Genomic DNA, 19,768 nt, shown 5'->3' on the forward strand with positions numbered 1-19,768 from the left:
GTCTTGCTCCATACCGTCCCCGATCAGTGCGATTGATCGCTGATCAAGGGGGCGGTATGGGGTACGGGCCGACCAGCAAGATGCTGGTGAACTTGGTGGACGGCAGCGTTCAGGCGAAGAACGTGGCGCCCGGCAGCGTGATGTGGACGCTGGATGGTGACCGGACGGTGCGGACCACGGTCGTGGACGTGGCGGCGGTGAAAGCACGTGCCGCCGTCGACGTCGTCACGGACCACATGACGTTCTCCGCCAGTCCCGATCTGCTGCTGGCCACGCCGGAGGGCTGGGCGCACGCGGCGGATGCGGCGGGGAAGGCCGTTGCCTGGACGTCCGCCCGGAAGCTCTGCAGGGAACGGCTGACGATCAGGCCTGGGTACGAGTTCGGCTACTTCGTCGGCGCCACGTGTGCGGACGGGACCGTCTACAAGAACTATGTGTCCCTGATCGTCAATGACGAGTGCTTCGCTTCCCGGTACGCGGCCGCTCTGACCGCCTGCACCGGGCTTCCGACTCGTATCGAGGCAGTGAGTCGACCGTCCGGCTATCTCAAACGAGACGTTGCGGGCTTCCGAGTCCGTGTGGTCTCGTCGTATCTCTCCGACCTGGTGCGGCAGTATGCGGGCGGTGACGCTCACCACATGCGTCAGGGCTTTCCGCGTGTGGTTCTGCGGGACATGGAGACCTTCACAGGGTTCATGGACGGCTACGTGGACGGTGACGGCTGCCGGGTGACGTGGGGGAGCTTTGAGGGCCGAGTGGTGGCAAGCGCCAACGTCCCGTTCCTGCGTGAATGGGCGCCGATCATCGGAGCGCGCTTCACGCCGGAGGGCGTACGGGGTCGCGCGTCCCGGCTCTACATTGCCGACCGCTGGCGGAGCCGCGGCACATACCGGCCCGAGGACCACCCCGTGCATCTGCGGGAAGCGAGCTGGGTCCAGGTCAAAGAAGTCCGCCCCCGCCCCGCCCTGGGCGCCAAACCCTTCACCTTCTACAGCTACCGGCTCGCCCCGTACCCCACCTTCCTGGTGAACGGACACCTCGTGCGCGAGGCCCGCTAGGGGTCAGGCCGCCGGGGCTCGGTTCTCGTCGTCGTCCTCCGGGAGCTTGCAGACGCGTTCCAGGAAGAGGGCGGCGGCGATGACGGCGATGCCCGCCGCGACCGAGAAGGCCGCGTAGAGGGCCTGGTCGCGGCGGGCCGGGACGTCGAGGAAGCCGAGGAGGAAGACGCCCGTGCCGCCGTACATGCCGGCGACGAGGGCGGCCACCAGGGCGCTCGCCTGGCCGAAGACCACCGCGCGGGCCGCCATCAGCGGTTCGACGCCCTTGGCGCCGGGGCGGCGTTCCCGCTGGGCCTTGAGGCGGGAGCGGATCGACAGGGCGGTCGCCGTGAGGACGACCGCGATCACGGTGAGGACGATGGGCGCGGCGATCGGCACGCTGGGGAGGGTGCCGACCGCGTCCCAGAGCCGGGCGGCGCCCCAGGAGAGGATGCCGGCCACGAGGAACAGTCCGGTGAGCACCTTCAGCCGCAGTTGTTTCACCGGATGTCCTTCGCGTGGTCGTCGGTCGTGGTCGTGGGCGGTCTGCCACGAAGCGTAACGACTACTCGGGCAGACGGAGTTCCAGGTCGGCGCGGCGGGCGACACCTTCGCCGCCGAGGGCGGCCAGGAGCGAGGCGACGGGACCGTGGCCGGGGAGCTGGGCCTCGGGGTCGACGTCGTGCCAGGGGGCGAGCACGAAGGCGCGCTGGTGGGCGCGGGGGTGCGGGAGGGTGAGGACGGGGTCCTCGGAGAGCACGTCCGCGTAGGTGACGATGTCGACGTCTATGGTGCGGGCGCCCCAGCGCTCCTCGCGGACGCGGTGGAAGGCCTCCTCGACGGCGTGGGCCCGCTCCAGGAGGGAGGAGGGCGGCAGCGTCGTCTTCACGAGGGCGACGGCGTTGAAGTACGAGGGCTGGGTGTCGGGCTCGACGCCCCAGGGCTCCGTCTCGTACACGGGGGAGACGGCTTTGACCCGGAGTCCGGGGGTGTCCGCGAGGGCGTCGACGGCCCCCTGGAGGGTCTCCAGGCGGTTGCCGAGGTTGGCTCCGAGGGCGACGACGGCCCAGCGGGGGTTGGACAGCGTCGTGTCGGCCGCGTCGACGGTCTCGACGACGGAGGCCGGCACGGGCTGGACGGTGGGGTCGCTCTGCGTCGGCTTCATCGTCGGCTCCGGGTGATCGTGATGGTCACGTCGTCGAAGGGCACGGTGATGGGCGCGTCCGGCTTGTGTACGACGACTTCCACCTCCTGTACCCCGGCGTGGCTGAGGCATTGCTGGGCGATGCGCTCGGCGAGGGTTTCGATGAGGTCGACGGGTTCGCCCTGGACGACGTCGACGACCTCTTCGGCGACGATCCCGTAGTGCACGGTCTTCGCCAGGTCGTCGTCGGCCGCGGCCGGGCGGGTGTCCAGGCCGAGGACCAGGTCCACGATGAAGGTCTGGCCCTCCTCGCGCTCCTTGGGGAAGACGCCGTGATGGCCCCGGGCCTTGAGGCCGCGCAGCGCGACACGATCCACGCGAATCACTCCTGCTGTCGTAGTTCGGTGGCCACGCAGCCGGGTGCGGACGGCCGGGTGTCCGGCATCGAATCTACCTGCGGGGACCGACAGGACGTGTCCGTGGGGGCCGTGGGCGGGTCATGCGGCGGGTCAGGAGGGGTGTTCGGTGCCGTCCACGCCGGGCTCGCCGTCCTCCGTTCCCTCGGTCTCCGCAAGGACGGGGGAGGCGTGGTGGGACCAGATCCGCCAGCCGTCGGGTGTGTGGCGGAACACGTTGGTGGCGACGACGAGCTGGCCGACGAGGGGTCCGAGTTCGGCGCCGTCCTCGGCGGGGCCGCCGCTGAGGATGTTCTCGGTGCAGGTGACGACGGCGGTGCGGCCGGCGAGGGAGATCTTGAGGTCGGTGAGGAAGAACTGGATGTACTCGGTGTTCGCCATGATCAGGGCGTACGAGCGGAGGACCTCGCCGCGGCCGGTGAGGACGGGCCAGCCGGGGTGGACGCAGGTGATGGAGGTGGCGCCGTCGTCGAGCCAGAGGTCGGAGACGGCTTCGAAGTCGCCGGTCTCCATCGCTTCGTAGAAGGCGGTGTTGGCGGCTTCGACGGCCGTCTCGTCGGCGCTGCGGCTCACGCGGCTCCCTCGACGGCGCGGGCGACGCGTACGGCGTCGGCGGTGGCTCTGACCTCGTGGACGCGGACGGCCCACGCGCCCGCGTGGGCGGCGAGGGCGGAGACGGCGGCGGTGGCGGCGTCGCGTTCGCGGGCGGGCGGCGGTGAGGCGCCTTCCCGGGCGAGGACGTGGCCGAGGAACCGCTTGCGGGAGGCGGCGACCAGGAGGGGGCGGCCGAGGGCGCGGAGCTCGGGGAGGTGGGCGACGAGGGCCAGGTCGTGGGGGGCGAGCTTGGCGAAGCCGAGGCCGGGGTCGACGACGATGCGCTCGGGGTCGATCCCGCCGTCGACGACGGCCTCCAGGCGGGCGCGGAGTTCGCCGACGACCTCGCCGACGACGTCGTCGTACACGGCGAGGCTGTTCATGTCCCGGCTGAAGCCGCGCCAGTGCATGACGACGAAGGGGACCTCGGCGGCGGCGACGGCGGGGACCATGCCGGGGTCGGCGAGGCCGCCGCTGACGTCGTTGACGAGGACGGCGCCGGCTTCGACGGCGCGGGCGGCGACGGCGGCGCGCATGGTGTCGACGGAGACGGTGACGCCTTCGGCGGCGAGGCCGCGGACGACGGGGACGACGCGGCGGAGCTCTTCCTCCTCGTCGACGCGGCTTGCGCCGGGCCGGGTGGACTCGCCGCCGACGTCGATGAGGTCGGCGCCCTCGGCGGCGAGGTCGAGGCCGTGTTTGACGGCGGCCGTGGTGTCGAACCAGCGGCCGCCGTCGGAGAAGGAGTCGGGGGTCACGTTGACCACGCCCATGACCGCGCAGCGGTCCCACTCCGGCAGGCCCCGGGCCGTACCCCGGTCGATCGTCGTACTCATGTGACCAGCGTAGGGCCCACGGGCGGGATCAGGCGGCGCGGATCTCGCGCTCGGCGGGTGCCGTGACGATGTGGGCGCAGGGGCGGGGGGCCGGGGCGGTGCGCCTGCGGGCGAGGGGGCGGGGCAGGGAGAGGTTCACGAAGCCTTCGGCCTGCATGGCGGCGAAGCCGATGCGGGGGAGGTCGCGGCTGGTGCGGTAGACGACGAAGCGGGGTTCCCAGCGGGGTTGGAACTTGGCGTTGAACTTGTACAGGGACTCGATCTGGAACCAGCGGGAGAGGAAGACGAGGAGTCCGCGCCAGACGCGGAGGACGGGTCCGGCGCCGATCTTCTCGCCGCGGGCGAGGGCCGAGCGGAACATGGCGAAGTTGAGGGACACGCGCGCGATGCCGAGGCCGGGGGAGGCCTGGAGGGCGGCGACGATGAGGAGCTCGTTCATGCCGGGGTCGGCGGAGCGGTCGCGGCGCATGAGTTCGAGGGACATGCCGTCGCGGCCCCAGGGGACGAAGTGGATGATCGCCTTGAGGTCGCCGTACGGGGAGTCGGGGGTGTCGTCGGGGTCGGTCTTGTGGGCGGTCGCTATCACGGCGTCGCCGTCGCCGGGGGCGCCGATGCGTCCGAGGGCCATGGAGAAGCCGCGCTCGGTGTCGGTGCCGCGCCAGTCCGCGGCGGCGCGGCGGACGTGTGCGAGTTCGGCCTCGTCGAGGTCACCGACGCGGCGGACCCGGGTGGTGTAGCCGTTGCGCTCGATGCGCTTCACCATCTGGCGGACGTTGCGCATGGCACGTCCGGAGAGGGAGAAATCCGCGACGTCGACGACCGCCTCGTCGCCGAGTTCGAGGGCGTCGAGGCCGGTCTCGCGGGTCCAGACCTGGCCGCCGGTCTCGGAGCAGCCCATGACGGCGGGGGTCCAGGAGTGGGCCTTGGCCTCGTCCATGAAGCGTTCGATGGCGCCGGGCCAGGCTTCGACGTCGCCGATGGGGTCGCCGCTGGCGAGCATGACGCCGGAGACCACGCGGTAGCAGACGGCGGCCTTTCCGCTGGGGGAGAAGACGACGCCCTTGTCGCGGCGGAGGGCGAAGTGGCCGAGGGAGTCGCGTCCGCCGTGCTGGTCGAGGAGGGCGCGGAGGCGGGTCTCGTCCTCGTCGGTGAGGCGGGCGGCGGGGTGTTCGGGGCGGAAGGCGAGGTAGATGGTGGTGAGGGCGGTGAGCATGCCGAGGGCGCCGAGGGAGTAGCCGACGGTCCAGTCGACGCCGTTGCTGTAGCCGACGGGGCCCTCGACGCCGAAGAGTCCGTAGAGGACGTGTTCGAGTCGGTCGGCGAGGCTGGGGCTGCCGAGGACGCGGCGCGGGTGGGCGCTGACGATGACGAGGCCGAGGGCGATGGATCCGGCGCCCATGACGACGAAGTTGGCGAGTGCGCGCCAGCGGCTGCGCGGGTCGGGCAGGGCGGCGAACTCGGTCCGGTGGCGCAGCAGGAGGGTGAGGAGTACGAGGGAGAGGAGGGCGCCGAGGACGGAGTGGCGCCAGACGAACTGGGCCGCGGCGCCGAGGGGGAGGAGGACGACGGCGGCGCGCCAGGCGCGGCGCTTGTGGCGCTTGAGGCCGTGGGCGAGGAGCAGGAGGAGGACGCCGGCGCTCAGGGAGAGGGCGGCGGAGAGGGGGCCGAGGGTGCCGGGGAGGACTTCCGCGACGGCGTGCACGCGGCTGGCGCGGAAGCGGGGGAAGACGCCTGCGGCGATGTCGATGAGGCCGATCAGGGTGCAGGCCGTACCGATGAGGGCGGGGACCTTCTCGGGGCGGGGGCCGCGGAGAATCCGGCGCACCCGAACCGGAACCAATCCTGATTTGTCCCCATCTACTGTGACAGACATGGCTTCCCGTGCTTCCCGTGGTCCTGCGAAGGGTCTTTGACTCCGGTCGGGCCCCGCGGCGCGTTCGGCGGGCCGTTCCGGTCGGTGCGCCTTCTAGGACGGAGCCGCGCGGGGTCGGGTTCATCGGTTCACAGGAAATTCTCGGAAAGAAGGCTCGGTCGTTCCATGGGTCTCACCAGCAGCAAAGTCCTCGTGGTGGCGGTCGCGCTGGCCGTGGCGCTGTTCCTCGCCACGGTCTGGCTGTGGCCGCGGCTCGCGGGCCGCGGCCGGCGGGCGGTGGTGGGACGGGTGGGGCTGCTCCTTGTGACGCAGGTGGCGCTGTTCGCGGCGGTGGGTCTCGCGGCGAACCGGTCGTTCCTCTTCTACGGCTCGTGGGCCGATCTCTTCGGCCAGGAGCAGGGCATGGGCGTGGTGGTCGACCACGGGGCCGGCTCGAAGGACGTACGGGTGGTGGGGAGGCAGGCGCTCGACGTGCCGGGCGGGGGCCGTCCCGAGGTCGCCGGCCAGATACAGAAGGTCGTGGTGGCGGGGGAGCGGTCGGGGATCGTCTCGTCGGCCTATGTGTACCTGCCGCCGGAGTACTTCCAGGAGCGGTACGCGAAGCGCACGTTCCCGGCCTCGGTGGTGCTCACGGGGTATCCGGGGACGGCGGAGAACCTGATCAAGGGGCTGAAGTACCCGAAGACGGCGTACCTCCAGGCGAAGGAGGGGCGGATGCAGCCGATGATCCTGGTGATGCTGCGTCCGACGGTGGCGCCGCCCCGCGACACCGAGTGCGTGGACGTGCCCGGTGGCCCGCAGACGGAGACCTTCTTCGCCGAGGACCTGCCGAAGGCGGTCTCGGAGACGTACCGGGTGGGCACGAAGCCGCGCAACTGGGGGTTCATGGGGAACTCCACGGGCGCGTACTGCGCGCTGAAGATCGCGCTGCACCACCCGGACCGGTTCGCGGCGGGGGCGGGGTTCTCCGCGTACTACCGGGCGGCGGAGGACGTCACGACGGGCGACCTCTTCCAGGGGGACGACGGGCTGCGCAAGCGCGCGGACCTGCTGTGGAGCCTGGACCACCTGCCGCAGGGGAGGACGTCGTTCCTGGTGACGACGTCGAAGCGCGGCGAGGACAACCGGCGGGGCACGCTGGAGTTCATCAGGAAGGTGAAGAGCCCGGCGCGGGTCTCGTCGATCACGCTGGAGAGCGGCGGCCACAACTTCAACACCTGGAACCGGGAGATCCCGCCGGGGATGGTCTGGATGGGCGGCAAGCTCAGCGCGACCTGAGGGGAGTCCCGGCGGGGCCCGCACCCGGCCGGAGGCCCGGTGGGTCCGGCGGGTGGCCCGGGGGTCCGGTGGGAGGCGCCCGGTGGGTCCGGAGGGAGCCCGGTGGGTCCGGCGGGCGGCTCGGTGGGACCTGGCGGGCCCCCGGGCTCACTCCGTCACGGTCGCCCGGCGCAGGGCCCGGTGGACGCCGGCCGGGGTGAGCACGCCGAGGGGGCGGCCGTCGGCGCCCGTGACGGTGAGGCGGCCCGTGTCGTGCTGGAGGAGCACGGCGAGGGCGTCCTTGAGGGAGCTCCCGAGGGGTACACGGGTGCCGTCCTCGTATTCCTCGGGGCCTGCGGCGTGCCCTTCGCGGCTTGCCGTCCAGACGTCGAGGTCGGCCTCGGTGACCGGGGTGACGGCGAGCCGCTTCAGGCCGCGGTCGTTGCCGACGAAGTCCGCGACGTACGGGGTGGCGGGGGCGCCGAGGACGGTGGCGGGGGCGTCGAACTGCTCGATGCGGCCCTGCCCGTAGACGGCCATGCGGTCGCCCATGCGGACGGCTTCCTCGATGTCGTGGGTGACGAGGAGGACGGTCTTGCGGACGGTCGCCTGGAGGGCGAGGAACTCGTTCTGGAGGCGCTCGCGGACCACGGGGTCGACCGCGCCGAAGGGCTCGTCCATGAGGAGGACGGGCGGGTCGGCGGCGAGGGCGCGGGCGACGCCGACGCGCTGGCGCTGGCCGCCGGAGAGCTGGGCGGGGTAGCGGGAGCCGTAGGTGGCGGGGTCGAGGCCGACGAGGTCGAGGAGTTCGGCCGCACGCGCGCGTGCCGCGGCCTTCTTCCAGCCGAGGAGGGCGGGGACGGTCGCGGTGTTGTCGAGGACCGTGCGGTGGGGGAAGAGCCCGACCTGCTGGATGACGTAGCCGATCTTGCGGCGCAGGGCGACGGGGTCGACGCCGGCGATGTCCTCGCCGTCGACGAGGACGCGGCCCGAGGTCGGCTCGACGAGCCGGTTCACCATCATCATCGTGGTCGTCTTGCCGCAGCCGGACGGCCCGACCAGGGTGACGAGTTCGCCCTCCGCGACCTCGAAGGAGAGGTCGTCGACGGCGGTGGTGCCGTCCGCGTACCGCTTGGTCACGTGCTCGAACCGGATCATGGTTCCCCATTCTGGCCCCTGGATGCCGGGGGTGTGTGAAGGGCGTGTTGCCGCATTGTGGCGGGTCTCGGGGATTGTCGGTGGCGGGGGTTAGGGTCGTCAGACATGTGTTCGGGAAGGTCGACGGGCGGGGGGAGGACGGATGAGCGCACCGAACTGTCTGGTCACGAACGACTGGATCTGCGGCGAGTACCTGCGCACGCGGGCCCAGGAGTTGACCGACGCCACGCTCCAGCATGTGGAAATCACGGTCGCCTCCGTGCTGATCGCGCTGGTCGTCGCGGTGCCGCTGGCCCTGCTCGTCCGGGCCCGGCCGCGGTTCGCCGGGCCGGTCCTCGGACTGACCACCCTGCTCTACACGGTGCCGTCGCTCGCCATGTTCTCCCTCCTGCTGCCCTTCTTCGGGCTCTCGGCGGCGCTCGTGGTGACCGGCCTCGTGCTGTACGCGCTGACGATCCTCGTGCGCAACACCCTGGCGGGGCTCGCCGCGGTGCCCGCCGAGACGCGCGAGGCCGCCCGGGGCATGGGGTACGGCTCGCTGCGGCTTCTCTGGCAGGTCGAACTGCCCCTCGCCCTGCCGGTGCTGATGGCGGGGATACGGATGGCGACGGTCTCCACGATCGCGCTGACGACGGTCGGCTCCGTCGTCGGCCGGGGCGGCCTCGGCAACCTCATCGAGGACGCGCTGCCCACCTTCTTCAAGGCGCAGATGCTCGCCGCCTCGGTGCTGTGCGTGCTGCTCGCCGTCGCCGCCGACCTGCTGCTCCTGGGGCTCCAGCGGCTGCTCACGCCGTGGACCCGCATACGGACCGCGCCGGGAGGTGGGTGAGGTGGGCATCGTGACGGACGCCTGGGGCTGGCTCACCACCGGCGCGCACTGGACGGGCGAGGAGGGCGTCGGGCAGCGGCTCGCCGAGCACGTGTACGTGAGCGGGGCGGCGCTGCTGATCGCGGCGGCGCTCGCGCTGCCGCTGGGGCTCTGGCTCGGTCACCTCGGCAAGGGCGGGACGCTCGCGATGAACGTGTCGAACGTGGGACGGGCGATCCCCGTCTTCGCGGTGCTCGCCCTGTTCATGGTGTCGCCCCTGCGGAACGCCGGCTACGTACCGACCGTCGTGGCCCTCGTGCTGTTCGCGATACCGCCGCTCCTCACCAACGCGTACGTGGGGATGCGGGAGGTGGACCGGGCCGCGGTGCGGGCCGCGCGGGGCATGGGGATGACCGGCGGGCAACTCTTCCGCCAGGTCGAACTCCCCCTCGCCCGGCCGGTGGTGATGACCGGTGTGCGCTCGGCCGCGGTGCAGGTGGTCGCCACGGCGACCGTCGCGGCGATGGTCGGTCAGGGCGGCCTCGGCCGGATCATCACGGCCGGCTTCGCCACGTACGACACCGCGCAGGTCGTCGCGGGCGCCGTACTCGTGGCCCTGCTGGCCCTCCTGGTGGAGGGCGTGATGGTGGCCGCGGAGCGTCTCTTCGACCGGCTCGCACGTTTCTGAACTTGTTTCTTTTTGCTGAACGCTGAGTGGGGATGGGTGATCTCGTGAACAGGGTCTCGCGTATCGCGGTCGCGGTACTGGGTACGGCGGCGCTGACCGTCGCGCTCGCCGCGTGCGGCGGTGACAGCCTGGAGCAGGGCAGGAAGAAGGACTCCGGGGGTTCCGGGGACGCCGGGAACTCCGGTGGCGGGAAGAAGGGTTCGCTGGTCGTCGGGGCGGCGGCCTTCACCGAGGCCAAGGTCCTGGCCGAGCTCTACGCGCAGACGCTGCGGGACGCCGGATACTCCGTGTCCATCACCACGGTGAAGAATCGCGAGCTCTACGAGCCCTCGCTGGAGAAGGGCGAGATCGACGTCGTCCCGGAATACGCGGCGACGATCGCGGAATTCCTCAACGCGAAGGTGAACGGGCCGAAGGCGCCCGAGGAGAAGCCGGTCGCCTCCGGTGACGCGACGGCCACGGTCGAGGCGCTGCGCAAGCTCGCCGAACCGCGCGGCCTGAAGGTGCTGGCGGTCGGTGAGGCGGTCGATCAGAACGCCTTCGCGGTGACGAAGGAATTCGCCGAGAAGAACAAGCTGACGACGCTTTCGGATCTCGGCGCGTCGAAGCTGAAGGTGAAGATCGCCGCCGGTGACGAATGCGCGGTGCGGCCGTTCTGCGCCCCCGGTCTGAAGAAGACGTACGGGATCGACGTGACCGGGATCGACCCCAAGGGGGTCGGTACCCCGCAGGCCAAGCAGGCGGTGAAGGACGGGGTGGACCAGCTGGTCCTGACGACCACCACGGACGCCACGATCGACGGCTACGGCCTGGTCTTCCTCAAGGACGACAAGAAGCTGCAGAACGCCGACAACGTGCTGCCCGTGGTCAACGCCAAGGACGCCGGTTCCCCTGAGATAGCCGCCGCCCTGGACAAGATCACCAAGGTGCTGACCACAGCGGATCTCGCCGAACTCAACCGCAAGGTGGACGCCGAGCGGGCGAAGCCGGAGGACGTCGCCAAGGAGTATCTGGAGACGAAGGGGCTGCTCAAGAAGTAGGCACCGGGTGAGGGGAGTCGGCCCGAAACGGAACCGGAACGGTGGATATCCACTTCTGGTGACGAGAAGTGGCCAAGAGATTGCCGGGCCGACACCCCACACGGCGCCTACGCACGGTAAATTTCAGGCCATGCCACGTGGACGCCACCGCCATTCCCCGCCTCTGCACAAGCTGCTGCCGCCCTCCGCGGTCGCAGGCGCCGCGGTCGTGTGCGCCGCGGCCGCCTGGCTGCCCGGCGAACTGGTCGTCGTACGGCTGCTCGCCGCCGCGGCGGCGGCCGCCGCCGTCACCGGCGCCGTCCTCATGCGCAGTTGGGACCGGAGCGCCGGCCTGCGGGTCGCCGAGCTCGACCGGGCCCGCACCGCCGACCAGTGGAAGGCCGAGGAGCGGGTAGCCGAGCTGGAGTCCGACCTGGAGGAGGCCCGCGCGCTGCGGTCCCGCCTCGACGCCAAGCTCCGCGCCAAGCGCGTGGAACTCGCCGGGCTGCGCGGCGAGCACGCCGAGCTGCTCCGCCGGTACGCCACCGCCGAGACCGAGCGGGCCAGCGCCCTGGAGGGCGCCCGCGTCCTGGCCCTGGAGACGTCCGGCACCGCCAGGGCACTGCCCGGCGGCGGTTCCACGCCCACCCCGGAGGCCTTCCGCCGCGCCGCCCAGGCGCTGCGCGACCTCCCCCGCAACGCCGCCGCCCAGCAGGCCCGCCGCACCACCGAGGCGGCCCGCGCGCGTGACCTCGCCGAGCGGGCCCTGGAGACGGAGGAACCGCGGGGGAAGCACGCGGCGGCCGACGGAACCGAGCAGCACACCCGCCCGGCCGCCCCCGCCCTCGCGCTCCCGCCGGCCGCGCCGGTCCCGCCCTCCTCCACGAAGGTGCCGGCGGTCCCGACCGCCGCCGCGATCGTCCCGTACGCGGCCCGCAGGCCCGTCCCGCGCCCCGAGGGCGGCTTCGACTTCTTCGGTACGCAGAAGGCGGCGGAGGCCATCGAGGCCGTGCAGAACACCGACCTCGCCGATGTCGTGGGCGAGGAGGTCCTCGAAGAGGCCCTGGCCGCCCAGGCGGTGCTCGGCGCCCCGCTCCTCACCCCGATCAGCCCCTCCGGCACCCTCGGCAACCCGCTCGCCCCCCGGGTCACGCCCCCGTCCCAGGCGGTCGGCCAGGTCATCGACCTGACCGCGCACGACGAGACCGAGCAGTTCGACGTGGCCGAGCTGCGCGGAGCGGTGAACTCGTGACCCACCGCCTCACCGACCTCCCGGTCGGCGAGGGCACCAGGCGCCGCGACGAACTCCTGGCCCTGTGCGCCCAGGCGTTCTGCGGCGCCCCCTGGCACGAGCCGCCGCTCGGCGCCGTACGGACCGTGGACAGGCTCCTCGACGCGGCCGCGTCGAAGGACGGATTCACCGCGGTGATCGCGCTCGACCCCGACGAGGCCCTGCTCGGCTTCGCCGCCGGATGGAACGACACGGCCCTCTCCGGAGCCGCCCCCGCCTTCGAGTTCGCCGAACTCGTCGTCGCCCCCGCCCACCAGGGCCGGGGCCTCGGCCGGAGCCTCCACGACGCGCTGCTCGTGGTCGGGACGCCCGGCCCCGCCCGGCTCATGACCCTCGACGTACCGGAACTCACGGACCGGTACGGGCGCTGGGGCTGGACCACCGTCGAGCGGCGGCGACCCGGCACGGAGGAGCGGGAGTACGTCGTCATGGGCCGGGAGACCTGACCCTGCCGGGTGCCGGGAGGCCTGACGCCCCACAGGGCGCCGACAGTCCCGGCGCCCCCGCTCCCCGCCTACCCGTCGCTCACTTGTCGATGTCGCCGACGACGAAGAACAGCGAGCCCAGGATCGCCACCATGTCGGCGACGAGCGTCCCGGGCAGCAGCTCCACGAGCGCCTGGATGTTGTTGAACGAGGCCGAGCGCAGCTTCAGCCGGTACGGCGTCTTCTCGCCCTTCGACACCAGGTAGTAGCCGTTGACGCCGAGCGGGTTCTCCGTCCACGCGTAGGTGTGGCCCTCCGGGGCCTTCAGCACCTTCGGCAGCCGCTGGTTGATCGGCCCGGCCGGCAGCTCCGCCATCCGGTCCAGGCACGCGTCCGCCAGGTCCAGGGAGTTGTGCGTCTGGTCGAGCAGGCACTCGAACCGGGCCAGACAGTCACCCTCCTCGCGCACGGCGACCCGCAGGGTGTCCTGGAGCTCCCCGTAGGCCAGGTACGGCTCGTCACGGCGCAGGTCGAAGTCGACGCCCGAGGCGCGGGCGATGGGCCCCGACACCCCGTACGCGTGGACGGCCGCCGGGGACAGTACGCCGACCCCGCGCGTACGGCCCCGGAAGATCTCGTTCCCGAGGACCAGCCGGTCGTACACGTCCATCCGCGAGCGCACGTCGGCGACGGCCTGCCGCGCCCGGCCGAGCCAGCCGGCCGGCAGGTCCTCCTTGAGCCCGCCGACCCGGTTGAACATGTAGTGCATCCGGCCGCCGGAGACCTCCTCCATCACCGCCTGGAGCTCCTCGCGCTCCCGGAAGGCGTGGAAGACCGGGGTGATCCCGCCCAGTTCGAGGGGGTACGAGCCGAGGAACATCAGGTGGTTGAGGACCCGGTTCAGCTCGGCGAGGAGCGTACGGGTCCACACCGCGCGCTCCGGGACCTCCATGCCCAGCATCCGCTCGACGGCCATGACCACGCCGAGCTCGTTGGAGAAGGCGGAGAGCCAGTCGTGACGGTTGGCCAGCATGATGATCTGCCGGTAGTCCCGCGCCTCGAACAGCTTCTCCGCGCCGCGGTGCATGTACCCGATGACCGGCTCGGCCTGCCGCACGACCTCGCCGTCGAGCACGAGCCGGAGCCGGAGCACGCCATGGGTCGAGGGATGCTGCGGCCCGATGTTCAGCACCATGTCGGTGCTCTCCGCCGCGCCGCCGATACCGACCGTCGTCTCCGTCATGCGGTCAGTATCCCCCGCGCCCCGGACGCCCCGTCGCCCTGTCCGCGGGCCCGGCCGACCGGATCCGGCGGGCGGAGTCAGTCCCCCGCCGCCGGGACCCGCCGGGTCAGCCAGAGGAAGTCGCCGAGACCGCCGCGGGCGGTGAGCTCGGCGGCCTCGCCGGCGGTGGAGAGGGCGCGGACGTACGCCGCCGGATCGGTCGAGGCCAGCGCGATCGGGGGCCGTCCACCGGACACCCCCAGGGCTCGCAGGGCCTCCCGCTGCGAGACCGGACCGTCCGCGTCCCCGGCGGAGGCGACCGCCGCCGCGCACGCGTCCAGGGCCACGTGGGACGTCAGGTCGCAGGAGCCGTCCGGGACCGGGGGGACCTCGCGGCCCGCGCGGAAGCCGGTCAGCGTGCCGAAGGGCGGCCGGGCGTCCCGTACGTGCGCGTAGTCCACGGCCACCGCGCGGCCCGCCGCCAGCGAGGACACCGCCGCCGCCCACGCCTCGTCCCGCGGCCGGCCGATCTCGGCCCGCGCGCCCGGCTCCCGCAGCGGCCACCAGCGGGCCAGCCACTCCGCGTCCGGGCCGGAGACCGGACCGCCGAGCCGTTCCGCGCCGTCCGCGCGGACCTCCACGTACCGGGCCGTGCCCGCCGCGTCCGCCTCGGCCACGTCCACCGGCACGTTGTCCAGCCACTCGTTCGCGAAGAGGAGCCCGCGCACCCCTGCGGGAGGCCGGTCCGTCCACACGATCCGGGGGTCGAGCCCGTCCGGCCGGGCGGCGCGCTCGACGGCGTACGCCCGGACCGTGAGGCCGCTCCCCGCCGTCGCGGCGAGCACCCCCGCGAGCAGCTCGCCGCGCCCCGCGCCGACATCCACAAGGTCGACCCCGTCGGTTCCCAGCTCCTCCGCGACCTCGCCGAGCAGCCGGGCCACGGCCGCCGCGAAGAGCGGGGAGGCGTGCACCGACGTACGGAAGTGGCCCGCCGGCCCCTCGGGGCGCAGGTAGAAGCCCCCGGGGCCGTAGAGCGCCCGTTCCGTGGCCTCTCGCCACCCCTGCCACTGACACGTCTCATCCGTCACGCGCCCCAGTCTCCACCTCGGGGAGTACGGGCCCCGCGCCAAGGATCGACCCCACGGTTGATCCCCGCACCTGCCCGCCTTCCCTACTCTGGGTGACGTGCAGCGCCTCTACGACTTCATCCGCAGACACCCCACGGGCGTCGACACCTTCTGGGCCGTCGTCTTCCTCGGGTTCTCCCTGCTGTGGGTGGCCAGCTCCGTGACGTCCGGCCACCCCGTCGCGTACGGGCTCGTCGCCGTGCTCTTCTCCCTGGTCGTGGCCCTGCGCCGACGGGCCCCCGAGAAGATGCTGCTGCTCTCGGTCGCGCTCGGGCTCGTCCAGCTGGGGCTCGACCTGGCGCCGTTCCTGGCCGACTTCGCCATGCTCGTGATCGTCTTCACGGTCGCGGCGCACGACGGCCCGCGCTGGGCGTCCCGCCTGGCGCTCGTCGCCGGTCTCCTCGCCGCACCGATCGCCCAGGTGAGATGGCCGGTGGAGGACCCCAGCTCAGGCCCCGCCAAGATCTTCTTCACGGTCATCATGACCGTGCCGTTCGCCCTCGCCTGGGTCCTCGGCGACTCCCTGCGCACCCGCCGCGCCTACTTCGCGCAGCTGGAGGAGCGCGCCTCCCGCCTGGAGCGGGAGCGCGAGGCGCAGGCCAAGGTCGCGGTCGCCGCCGAGCGGGCCCGGATCGCCCGCGAACTGCACGACGTCGTCGCGCACAACGTGTCGGTGATGGTGGTGCAGGCCGACGGCGCCGCCTACGTCATGGACTCCTCCCCGGAGACCGCCAAGCAGGCCCTGGAGACCATCTCCACCACGGGCCGCCAGGCGCTCGCCGAGATGCGCCGGCTGCTCGGCATCCTGCGCACCGGGGAGCACCAGGAGGCCGGGGAGTACGTGCCCCAGCCCGACGTGAAGCAGATCGAGGACCTCGTGGAGCAGGTCAGGAGCGCCGGTCTCACCGTCGACTTCGCCATCGAGGGGAGCCCCCGCCCGCTGCCCAGCGGCGTCGAGCTCACCGCGTACCGGATCGTGCAGGAAGCGCTCACCAACACGCGCAAGCACGGCGGCCCCGATGTCGGCGCCAGCGTCCGGCTGGTCTACTTCGACGACGGCCTCGGGCTGCTCGTCGAGGACGACGGCCGGGGGGCGCCGCAGGAGATGTACGAGGACGGCGGCGCCGACGGCCGGGGGCACGGTCTGATCGGCATGCGGGAGCGGATCGGCATGGTCGGCGGCACGCTGGACGCGGGCCCGCGTCCCGGCGGCGGCTTCCGGATCAGCGCCCTGCTCCCCCTCAAGCCCGCTCACTGACGACCCGAAGGAATCTGATGTCCATCCGCGTGATGCTTGTCGACGACCAGGTGCTGCTGCGCACCGGTTTCCGTATGGTGCTGGCCGCCCAGCCCGACATGGAGGTCGTGGCGGAGGCGGGCGACGGCGTCGAGGCGCTGGAGGTGCTGCGCGCCACGGCGGTCGACGTCGTCCTGATGGACGTGCGCATGCCCAAGCTCGACGGGGTGGAGACGACCCGGCGGATCTGTTCGCAGCCGGACCCCCCGAAGGTGCTGATCCTGACCACCTTCGACCTCGACGAGTACGCCTTCTCGGGGCTCAAGGCGGGCGCGAGCGGCTTCATGCTCAAGGACGTGCCCCCGGCGGAGCTGCTCGGCGCGATCCGCTCCGTGCACAGCGGCGACGCGGTGGTGGCGCCGTCGACCACGCGCCGCCTCCTCGACCGCTTCTCGCCGATGCTGCCGTCCTCGGGCAAGGACCCCGAGCACAAGGAGCTGGAGCGGCTGACCGGCCGGGAGCGCGAGGTGATGATGCTGGTCGCGCAGGGCCTGTCGAACGGCGAGATCGCCGCCCGTCTCGTCCTCTCCGAGGCGACGGTGAAGACCCACGTGGGCCGCATCCTGACCAAGCTGGGCCTGCGCGACCGGGTCCAGGTCGTCGTCCTCGCGTACGAGACGGGCCTGGTGCGGGCGGGCGGCGGCGCGGCGGGCTGAGCGGGGGCGCGGCGATGCCGCCGTGGATCGACGGGCCCTTCGGCGGCGGCAGGACCCGGACCGCGTACGAGCTCCCGCGCCGGCGTTCGCCCCCGTCTCCGTACGGACCGGCTGACGGACCCGCAGATCGTCGCCCCGCCCCCGGCCGCCCTACCGCAGCACGCTCTCCAGGAAGTCGCTGCCGAGGCGGGCGACGACCGTGACGTCCAGCTGGTGGAGCACGTACCGGCCACGGCGCTGGGTGGAGATCAGACCCGCCTTCCTCATGACCGCGAGGTGGCGGGAGACCTCGGGGGCGGTGATGCCGTACGTGTCGGCGAGCTCGCTCGTGGTGTACGCGCCCCGGGCGAGGCTGCGGCTCAGCCGCATCCGCATCGGGTGGGCGACCGCCTCCAGACGCAGGGTGACCGTGCCGACCGGGACGCCGCCGCCGAGGTCACGGGTGGGGACGGGGTACTGGATGACCGGCTGCCAGCCCGGCGCGTGCAGGGCGACGAGGTGCGGCCAGCCGAAGGCCGTCGGCAGGAACGTCACGCCGGAGCCCTCGGCGCTGGTGCGGGCGTGACCCAGCTTGTCGACGACGATGCGGGAGCCCGCCGCGTCCGTCTCCAGGACCATCGCGGCGGAGGCGTCCGCGACGGCCTCGGCCAGGCCCTTGCGGCGCATCAGCTCCGTCTTGTGGCGGGCGTCGGCCGCGAGCTGGACCCGGACGCGGTGCCAGGTGTCGGCGAAGAAGGCCTCGTCGCAGTCCTCCAGGAGGCGCCGGATCCACGCGCGCGTGCCGGGCGGGTCGGCGAGCATCCGCTCCACGAACGCGGCCTGGCGCGGTCCGCGCGCGGTGGCCAGGTCGAGGGCGCGGCGCCGCATCCGCTCGTCGACGAGCGGCGAGGGGGCGCCGTCCGAGTAGGGGCTCGCGCAGGAGATCTCCAGGGCCGACCCGACGTATTTCTCGTCGTCCATGCGGTCCAGGTCGTCCAGCTCCTCGGCGAGGGTCTCGCGGGGCCGGGCGGGCAGCAGGATGTCGGAGCGGGTGGAGCGCCACATGAAGTCGGCCTCGTGGAGCCGGTCGGCGAGCTCGGGCCTCAGGGCGGCGGAGGTCGTGGTGGTCCAGGCGTGGAGCCTGGCGTGGTGCGCGGGCTCGGCGAGGGCGTGCAGGGCGGCGCCCAGCTCGGCCAGCGGCGAGGGGCTGAAGGCGATCCGCTCGTGCGGCAGTCCGGTGATGTCGATGGTCACGCTCACCCGTCCATGGTGCGGGGTGGGGCGGGGGTGCTGTCGCGACGATTGACGGGTGCCGTCAATCGTCGCGCCGGGCGGGCCGGGGCCGCCGTTTGACGGGTGCCGTCAATCGGCGCGCCAGGGCGTCGGAACCCGGCGCACGGTGAGGTCATGAACGCGCTGCATCAGTACCTCTTCGACACGTACCGCGCCGCTCAGCTGGGCGAGCCGATGCCGCCGGCGCCCGGCACCCAGGACGTCGCCGTCCTGCGGGCGGTCCGCGACCGGCGCCGCTTCGAGCGGGTGCTGGCGGGCCGCCCGGCGCGGGGCGGCCTCCGGACCGCCCTGCGCCGCTGGTGGCACCCGCGCGCCATCTGACCCCGCGCGCCATCTGACCCGACCCCGACCTGACCCGACCCCGGCCTGACCCGACCCCGCTCCGGCCAACCCCGGCCCGGCCCGGCTCCGGCCGACCCCGACCCGACCCTGACCGACCCGGTCTCAGTCCAGGCGGCTCAGGAAGTCCCGTACGGCCGCCCTCACGTCCTCCGCCGTCCACTCCAGGCCCGGAGCCGTCACCGTCAGTTCCGTCACCGAGACGCCCGGCGGGCCGCCCGCCCCCGGGGTGAACCAGCGGCGGAAGAGGACCGTGCCGGTGGCCTCGGTCTGGGCGAGGGCCGCCGCCGTCAGGGTCTCGGCGTCGTACGGCAGCCAGACCTGGAACTGGTGGGTGTGCGGGGTCTCCGGGTGGACCCGGAACCATCCCGCGCCCGCCTCCGCGAACCCCTCCCGGACGGCCTCCGCCACCACGCGCGCGTGGGCCACGTACGAGGGCAGCCGGGGCAGTTCGACGTCCAGGCCCCGGAGCGCGGCGAGCGCCGCCGGGTACTGCTGGAAGAGCAGGCCCCCGTACCGGTGCCGCCAGACCCTGGCCTCCGCCATGACGTCCTCGGGGCCGGCGAGCGCGGCGCCGGACAGGCCGCCGAGGGACTTGTAGAACGAGACGTACACGCTGTCGGCGAGCCCCGCGATCTCCGCGAGCGGACGGCCGAGACGCGTCGGGCACTCCCAGAGCCGCGCTCCGTCGAAGTGGACCACCGCGTCCCGCTCCCGGGCCGCCTCCACCACCCCGGTCAGCTCGTCCCAGGACGGCAGCACGAAGCCCGCGTCCCGCAGCGGGAGCTCCAGCATCAGCGTCCCGAAGGGCTCCGGGTGGTCCCGTACCTCCTCGGCGGTGGGCAGCCGGGGCGCGTCGGTCGGGTGGACCGTGCGGAGCCCGGAGACGGCCCCCAGCGCGCCGTCCTCGTGGACCTCGGGGTGGGCGAGCGGGTGGAGGGCGACGACGGGGCTGCCGGTGCGCCCGGCCCAGCAGCGCAGCGCCACCTGCTGGGCCATCGTGCCGGTGGGGAAGAAGACGGCGGCGGGGTGGCCGAGCTCTTCGGCGACCCTCCGTTCGAGATCCTCGACCGAGCCGTCCCCGTACGTGTCGAGCGGCCCCTCGCCGTGGCCCGCCGCATCGGCCCAGTCGGCGAGCTCACGCAGGCGCGTGCCGACCGTGCCGTCCGCCGGGGAGTGCCACAGTCTCCGCTCGGCGCCGCCCCAGACCTTCGCCCGGTAGAGCCGGGCCGCTTCCTCGTCCACAGGGTCCACAGGATTCATGGGACCGATCATCACACCGCCGCCCACACCCTGTGGACAGCCACGG

21 protein-coding genes are annotated in these 19,768 nt (G+C 72.9%); 10 read left to right on the top strand and 11 right to left on the bottom strand.

Annotation, left to right across the window (positions count from 1 at the left end; all coding sequences use genetic code 11):
- The first annotated feature begins 56 nt into the window (after positions 1 to 56).
- Positions 57 to 1,058: a hypothetical protein gene (locus ACRRSS_RS01520; RefSeq protein ID WP_435969414.1), complete on the top strand. Its 1,002-nt coding sequence runs from the start codon at positions 57 to 59 to the stop codon at positions 1,056 to 1,058.
- Positions 1,059 to 1,061: 3 nt separating this feature from the next.
- On the opposite strand, the gene ACRRSS_RS01525 is transcribed toward ACRRSS_RS01520, so the two are convergent.
- The 6 genes from ACRRSS_RS01525 to ACRRSS_RS01550 form a co-directional block, all read right to left on the bottom strand.
- A complete protein-coding gene (locus ACRRSS_RS01525) occupies positions 1,062 to 1,541 on the bottom strand; it encodes a DUF3180 domain-containing protein (protein ID WP_435969415.1) in 480 nt (159 codons plus the stop codon).
- A gap of 61 nt (positions 1,542 to 1,602) precedes the next feature.
- Positions 1,603 to 2,202 (bottom strand): 2-amino-4-hydroxy-6-hydroxymethyldihydropteridine diphosphokinase, encoded by a 600-nt coding sequence (gene folK / locus ACRRSS_RS01530; protein WP_435969416.1) that lies wholly within the window; start codon positions 2,200 to 2,202, stop codon positions 1,603 to 1,605.
- On the bottom strand, positions 2,199 to 2,558 hold the full coding sequence (gene folB / locus ACRRSS_RS01535; RefSeq protein ID WP_017240053.1) for a dihydroneopterin aldolase: 360 nt from the start codon (positions 2,556 to 2,558) through the stop codon (positions 2,199 to 2,201). Before folB ends, folK begins: the two co-directional genes overlap by 4 nt.
- 132 nt (positions 2,559 to 2,690) lie before the next feature.
- Positions 2,691 to 3,170 carry a nuclear transport factor 2 family protein gene (locus tag ACRRSS_RS01540; RefSeq protein WP_435969417.1) on the bottom strand — a complete coding sequence of 160 codons (480 nt, stop codon included), beginning with the start codon at positions 3,168 to 3,170 and terminating at the stop codon, positions 2,691 to 2,693.
- The gene (folP, locus tag ACRRSS_RS01545) at positions 3,167 to 4,027 is read right to left on the bottom strand and encodes a dihydropteroate synthase (protein ID WP_435969418.1); all 861 of its coding nucleotides are present in this window, start codon (positions 4,025 to 4,027) and stop codon (positions 3,167 to 3,169) included. Before folP ends, ACRRSS_RS01540 begins: the two co-directional genes overlap by 4 nt.
- Positions 4,028 to 4,055: 28 nt before the next feature.
- The gene (locus ACRRSS_RS01550) at positions 4,056 to 5,900 is read right to left on the bottom strand and encodes a phosphatidylglycerol lysyltransferase domain-containing protein (RefSeq protein ID WP_435969419.1); all 1,845 of its coding nucleotides are present in this window, start codon (positions 5,898 to 5,900) and stop codon (positions 4,056 to 4,058) included.
- 165 nt (positions 5,901 to 6,065) lie between these two features.
- Here ACRRSS_RS01550 and ACRRSS_RS01555 point away from each other — a divergent pair, with 165 nt between their 5' ends.
- Positions 6,066 to 7,178: an alpha/beta hydrolase gene (locus ACRRSS_RS01555; RefSeq protein WP_435969420.1), complete on the top strand. Its 1,113-nt coding sequence runs from the start codon at positions 6,066 to 6,068 to the stop codon at positions 7,176 to 7,178.
- A 147-nt stretch (positions 7,179 to 7,325) separates the two neighbouring features.
- Here ACRRSS_RS01555 and ACRRSS_RS01560 read toward each other — a convergent pair whose 3' ends face one another.
- On the bottom strand, positions 7,326 to 8,315 hold the full coding sequence (locus tag ACRRSS_RS01560; protein ID WP_435969421.1) for an ABC transporter ATP-binding protein: 990 nt from the start codon (positions 8,313 to 8,315) through the stop codon (positions 7,326 to 7,328).
- Positions 8,316 to 8,457: 142 nt separating this feature from the next.
- Between ACRRSS_RS01560 and ACRRSS_RS01565 the strand changes: the two genes are divergently transcribed.
- The 5 genes from ACRRSS_RS01565 (at position 8,458) to ACRRSS_RS01585 (ending at position 12,567) form a co-directional block, all read left to right on the top strand.
- Positions 8,458 to 9,144: an ABC transporter permease gene (locus tag ACRRSS_RS01565; RefSeq protein WP_435969422.1), complete on the top strand. Its 687-nt coding sequence runs from the start codon at positions 8,458 to 8,460 to the stop codon at positions 9,142 to 9,144.
- A 1-nt stretch (position 9,145) separates the two neighbouring features.
- The gene (locus ACRRSS_RS01570; protein ID WP_435969423.1) at positions 9,146 to 9,811 is read left to right on the top strand and encodes an ABC transporter permease; all 666 of its coding nucleotides are present in this window, start codon (positions 9,146 to 9,148) and stop codon (positions 9,809 to 9,811) included.
- A gap of 32 nt (positions 9,812 to 9,843) precedes the next feature.
- The gene (locus ACRRSS_RS01575) at positions 9,844 to 10,851 is read left to right on the top strand and encodes an ABC transporter substrate-binding protein (RefSeq protein WP_435969424.1); all 1,008 of its coding nucleotides are present in this window, start codon (positions 9,844 to 9,846) and stop codon (positions 10,849 to 10,851) included.
- A gap of 130 nt (positions 10,852 to 10,981) precedes the next feature.
- Complete coding sequence (locus ACRRSS_RS01580; protein ID WP_435969425.1) at positions 10,982 to 12,082, top strand: hypothetical protein; 1,101 nt, start codon at positions 10,982 to 10,984, stop codon at positions 12,080 to 12,082.
- Positions 12,079 to 12,567: a GNAT family N-acetyltransferase gene (locus ACRRSS_RS01585; RefSeq protein WP_435969426.1), complete on the top strand. Its 489-nt coding sequence runs from the start codon at positions 12,079 to 12,081 to the stop codon at positions 12,565 to 12,567. The genes ACRRSS_RS01580 and ACRRSS_RS01585 overlap by 4 nt, the downstream gene beginning before the upstream one ends.
- 79 nt (positions 12,568 to 12,646) lie before the next feature.
- Here ACRRSS_RS01585 and ACRRSS_RS01590 read toward each other — a convergent pair whose 3' ends face one another.
- Positions 12,647 to 13,789 carry an NADH-quinone oxidoreductase subunit D gene (locus tag ACRRSS_RS01590; protein ID WP_435969427.1) on the bottom strand — a complete coding sequence of 381 codons (1,143 nt, stop codon included), beginning with the start codon at positions 13,787 to 13,789 and terminating at the stop codon, positions 12,647 to 12,649.
- A 77-nt stretch (positions 13,790 to 13,866) separates the two neighbouring features.
- Positions 13,867 to 14,856: an SAM-dependent methyltransferase gene (locus ACRRSS_RS01595; protein WP_435969428.1), complete on the bottom strand. Its 990-nt coding sequence runs from the start codon at positions 14,854 to 14,856 to the stop codon at positions 13,867 to 13,869.
- Between the two features lie 97 nt (positions 14,857 to 14,953).
- On the opposite strand from ACRRSS_RS01595, the gene ACRRSS_RS01600 reads away from it, so the two are divergent.
- Both ACRRSS_RS01600 and ACRRSS_RS01605 read left to right on the top strand, forming a co-directional pair.
- A complete protein-coding gene (locus tag ACRRSS_RS01600; protein ID WP_435969429.1) occupies positions 14,954 to 16,153 on the top strand; it encodes a sensor histidine kinase in 1,200 nt (399 codons plus the stop codon).
- Between the two features lie 17 nt (positions 16,154 to 16,170).
- A complete protein-coding gene (locus ACRRSS_RS01605; RefSeq protein WP_435969430.1) occupies positions 16,171 to 16,848 on the top strand; it encodes a response regulator in 678 nt (225 codons plus the stop codon).
- A 150-nt stretch (positions 16,849 to 16,998) separates the two neighbouring features.
- Here the strand turns inward: ACRRSS_RS01605 and ACRRSS_RS01610 are convergent, their stop codons facing one another.
- Complete coding sequence (locus tag ACRRSS_RS01610) at positions 16,999 to 18,081, bottom strand: DUF5937 family protein (RefSeq protein WP_435975221.1); 1,083 nt, start codon at positions 18,079 to 18,081, stop codon at positions 16,999 to 17,001.
- A 153-nt stretch (positions 18,082 to 18,234) separates the two neighbouring features.
- Between ACRRSS_RS01610 and ACRRSS_RS01615 the strand changes: the two genes are divergently transcribed.
- Positions 18,235 to 18,441 carry a hypothetical protein gene (locus tag ACRRSS_RS01615; protein ID WP_435969431.1) on the top strand — a complete coding sequence of 69 codons (207 nt, stop codon included), beginning with the start codon at positions 18,235 to 18,237 and terminating at the stop codon, positions 18,439 to 18,441.
- A 123-nt stretch (positions 18,442 to 18,564) separates the two neighbouring features.
- On the opposite strand, the gene ACRRSS_RS01620 is transcribed toward ACRRSS_RS01615, so the two are convergent.
- A complete protein-coding gene (locus ACRRSS_RS01620; RefSeq protein ID WP_435969432.1) occupies positions 18,565 to 19,722 on the bottom strand; it encodes a threonine aldolase family protein in 1,158 nt (385 codons plus the stop codon).
- Between the last annotated feature and the right edge of the window lie 46 nt (positions 19,723 to 19,768).

Origin of the sequence: Streptomyces sp. Qhu_M48, assembly GCF_051305195.1 — a bacterium.
GTDB lineage: Bacteria > Actinomycetota > Actinomycetes > Streptomycetales > Streptomycetaceae > Streptomyces.

What these genes read in the sequence shown, in the direction of transcription:
- ACRRSS_RS01520 (WP_435969414.1), top strand. Translation starts at nt 57, where the DNA reads ATGGGGTACGGGCCGACCAGCAAGATGCTGGTGAACTTGGTGGACGGC.
- folK (WP_435969416.1), bottom strand. Translation starts at nt 2,202, where the DNA reads ATGAAGCCGACGCAGAGCGACCCCACCGTCCAGCCCGTGCCGGCCTCC.
- folP (WP_435969418.1), bottom strand. Translation starts at nt 4,027, where the DNA reads ATGAGTACGACGATCGACCGGGGTACGGCCCGGGGCCTGCCGGAGTGG.
- ACRRSS_RS01550 (WP_435969419.1), bottom strand. Translation starts at nt 5,900, where the DNA reads ATGTCTGTCACAGTAGATGGGGACAAATCAGGATTGGTTCCGGTTCGG.
- ACRRSS_RS01555 (WP_435969420.1), top strand. Translation starts at nt 6,066, where the DNA reads ATGGGTCTCACCAGCAGCAAAGTCCTCGTGGTGGCGGTCGCGCTGGCC.
- ACRRSS_RS01560 (WP_435969421.1), bottom strand. Translation starts at nt 8,315, where the DNA reads ATGATCCGGTTCGAGCACGTGACCAAGCGGTACGCGGACGGCACCACC.
- ACRRSS_RS01565 (WP_435969422.1), top strand. Translation starts at nt 8,458, where the DNA reads ATGAGCGCACCGAACTGTCTGGTCACGAACGACTGGATCTGCGGCGAG.
- ACRRSS_RS01575 (WP_435969424.1), top strand. Translation starts at nt 9,844, where the DNA reads ATGGGTGATCTCGTGAACAGGGTCTCGCGTATCGCGGTCGCGGTACTG.
- ACRRSS_RS01580 (WP_435969425.1), top strand. Translation starts at nt 10,982, where the DNA reads ATGCCACGTGGACGCCACCGCCATTCCCCGCCTCTGCACAAGCTGCTG.
- ACRRSS_RS01590 (WP_435969427.1), bottom strand. Translation starts at nt 13,789, where the DNA reads ATGACGGAGACGACGGTCGGTATCGGCGGCGCGGCGGAGAGCACCGAC.
- ACRRSS_RS01605 (WP_435969430.1), top strand. Translation starts at nt 16,171, where the DNA reads ATGTCCATCCGCGTGATGCTTGTCGACGACCAGGTGCTGCTGCGCACC.
- ACRRSS_RS01615 (WP_435969431.1), top strand. Translation starts at nt 18,235, where the DNA reads ATGAACGCGCTGCATCAGTACCTCTTCGACACGTACCGCGCCGCTCAG.
- ACRRSS_RS01620 (WP_435969432.1), bottom strand. Translation starts at nt 19,722, where the DNA reads ATGAATCCTGTGGACCCTGTGGACGAGGAAGCGGCCCGGCTCTACCGG.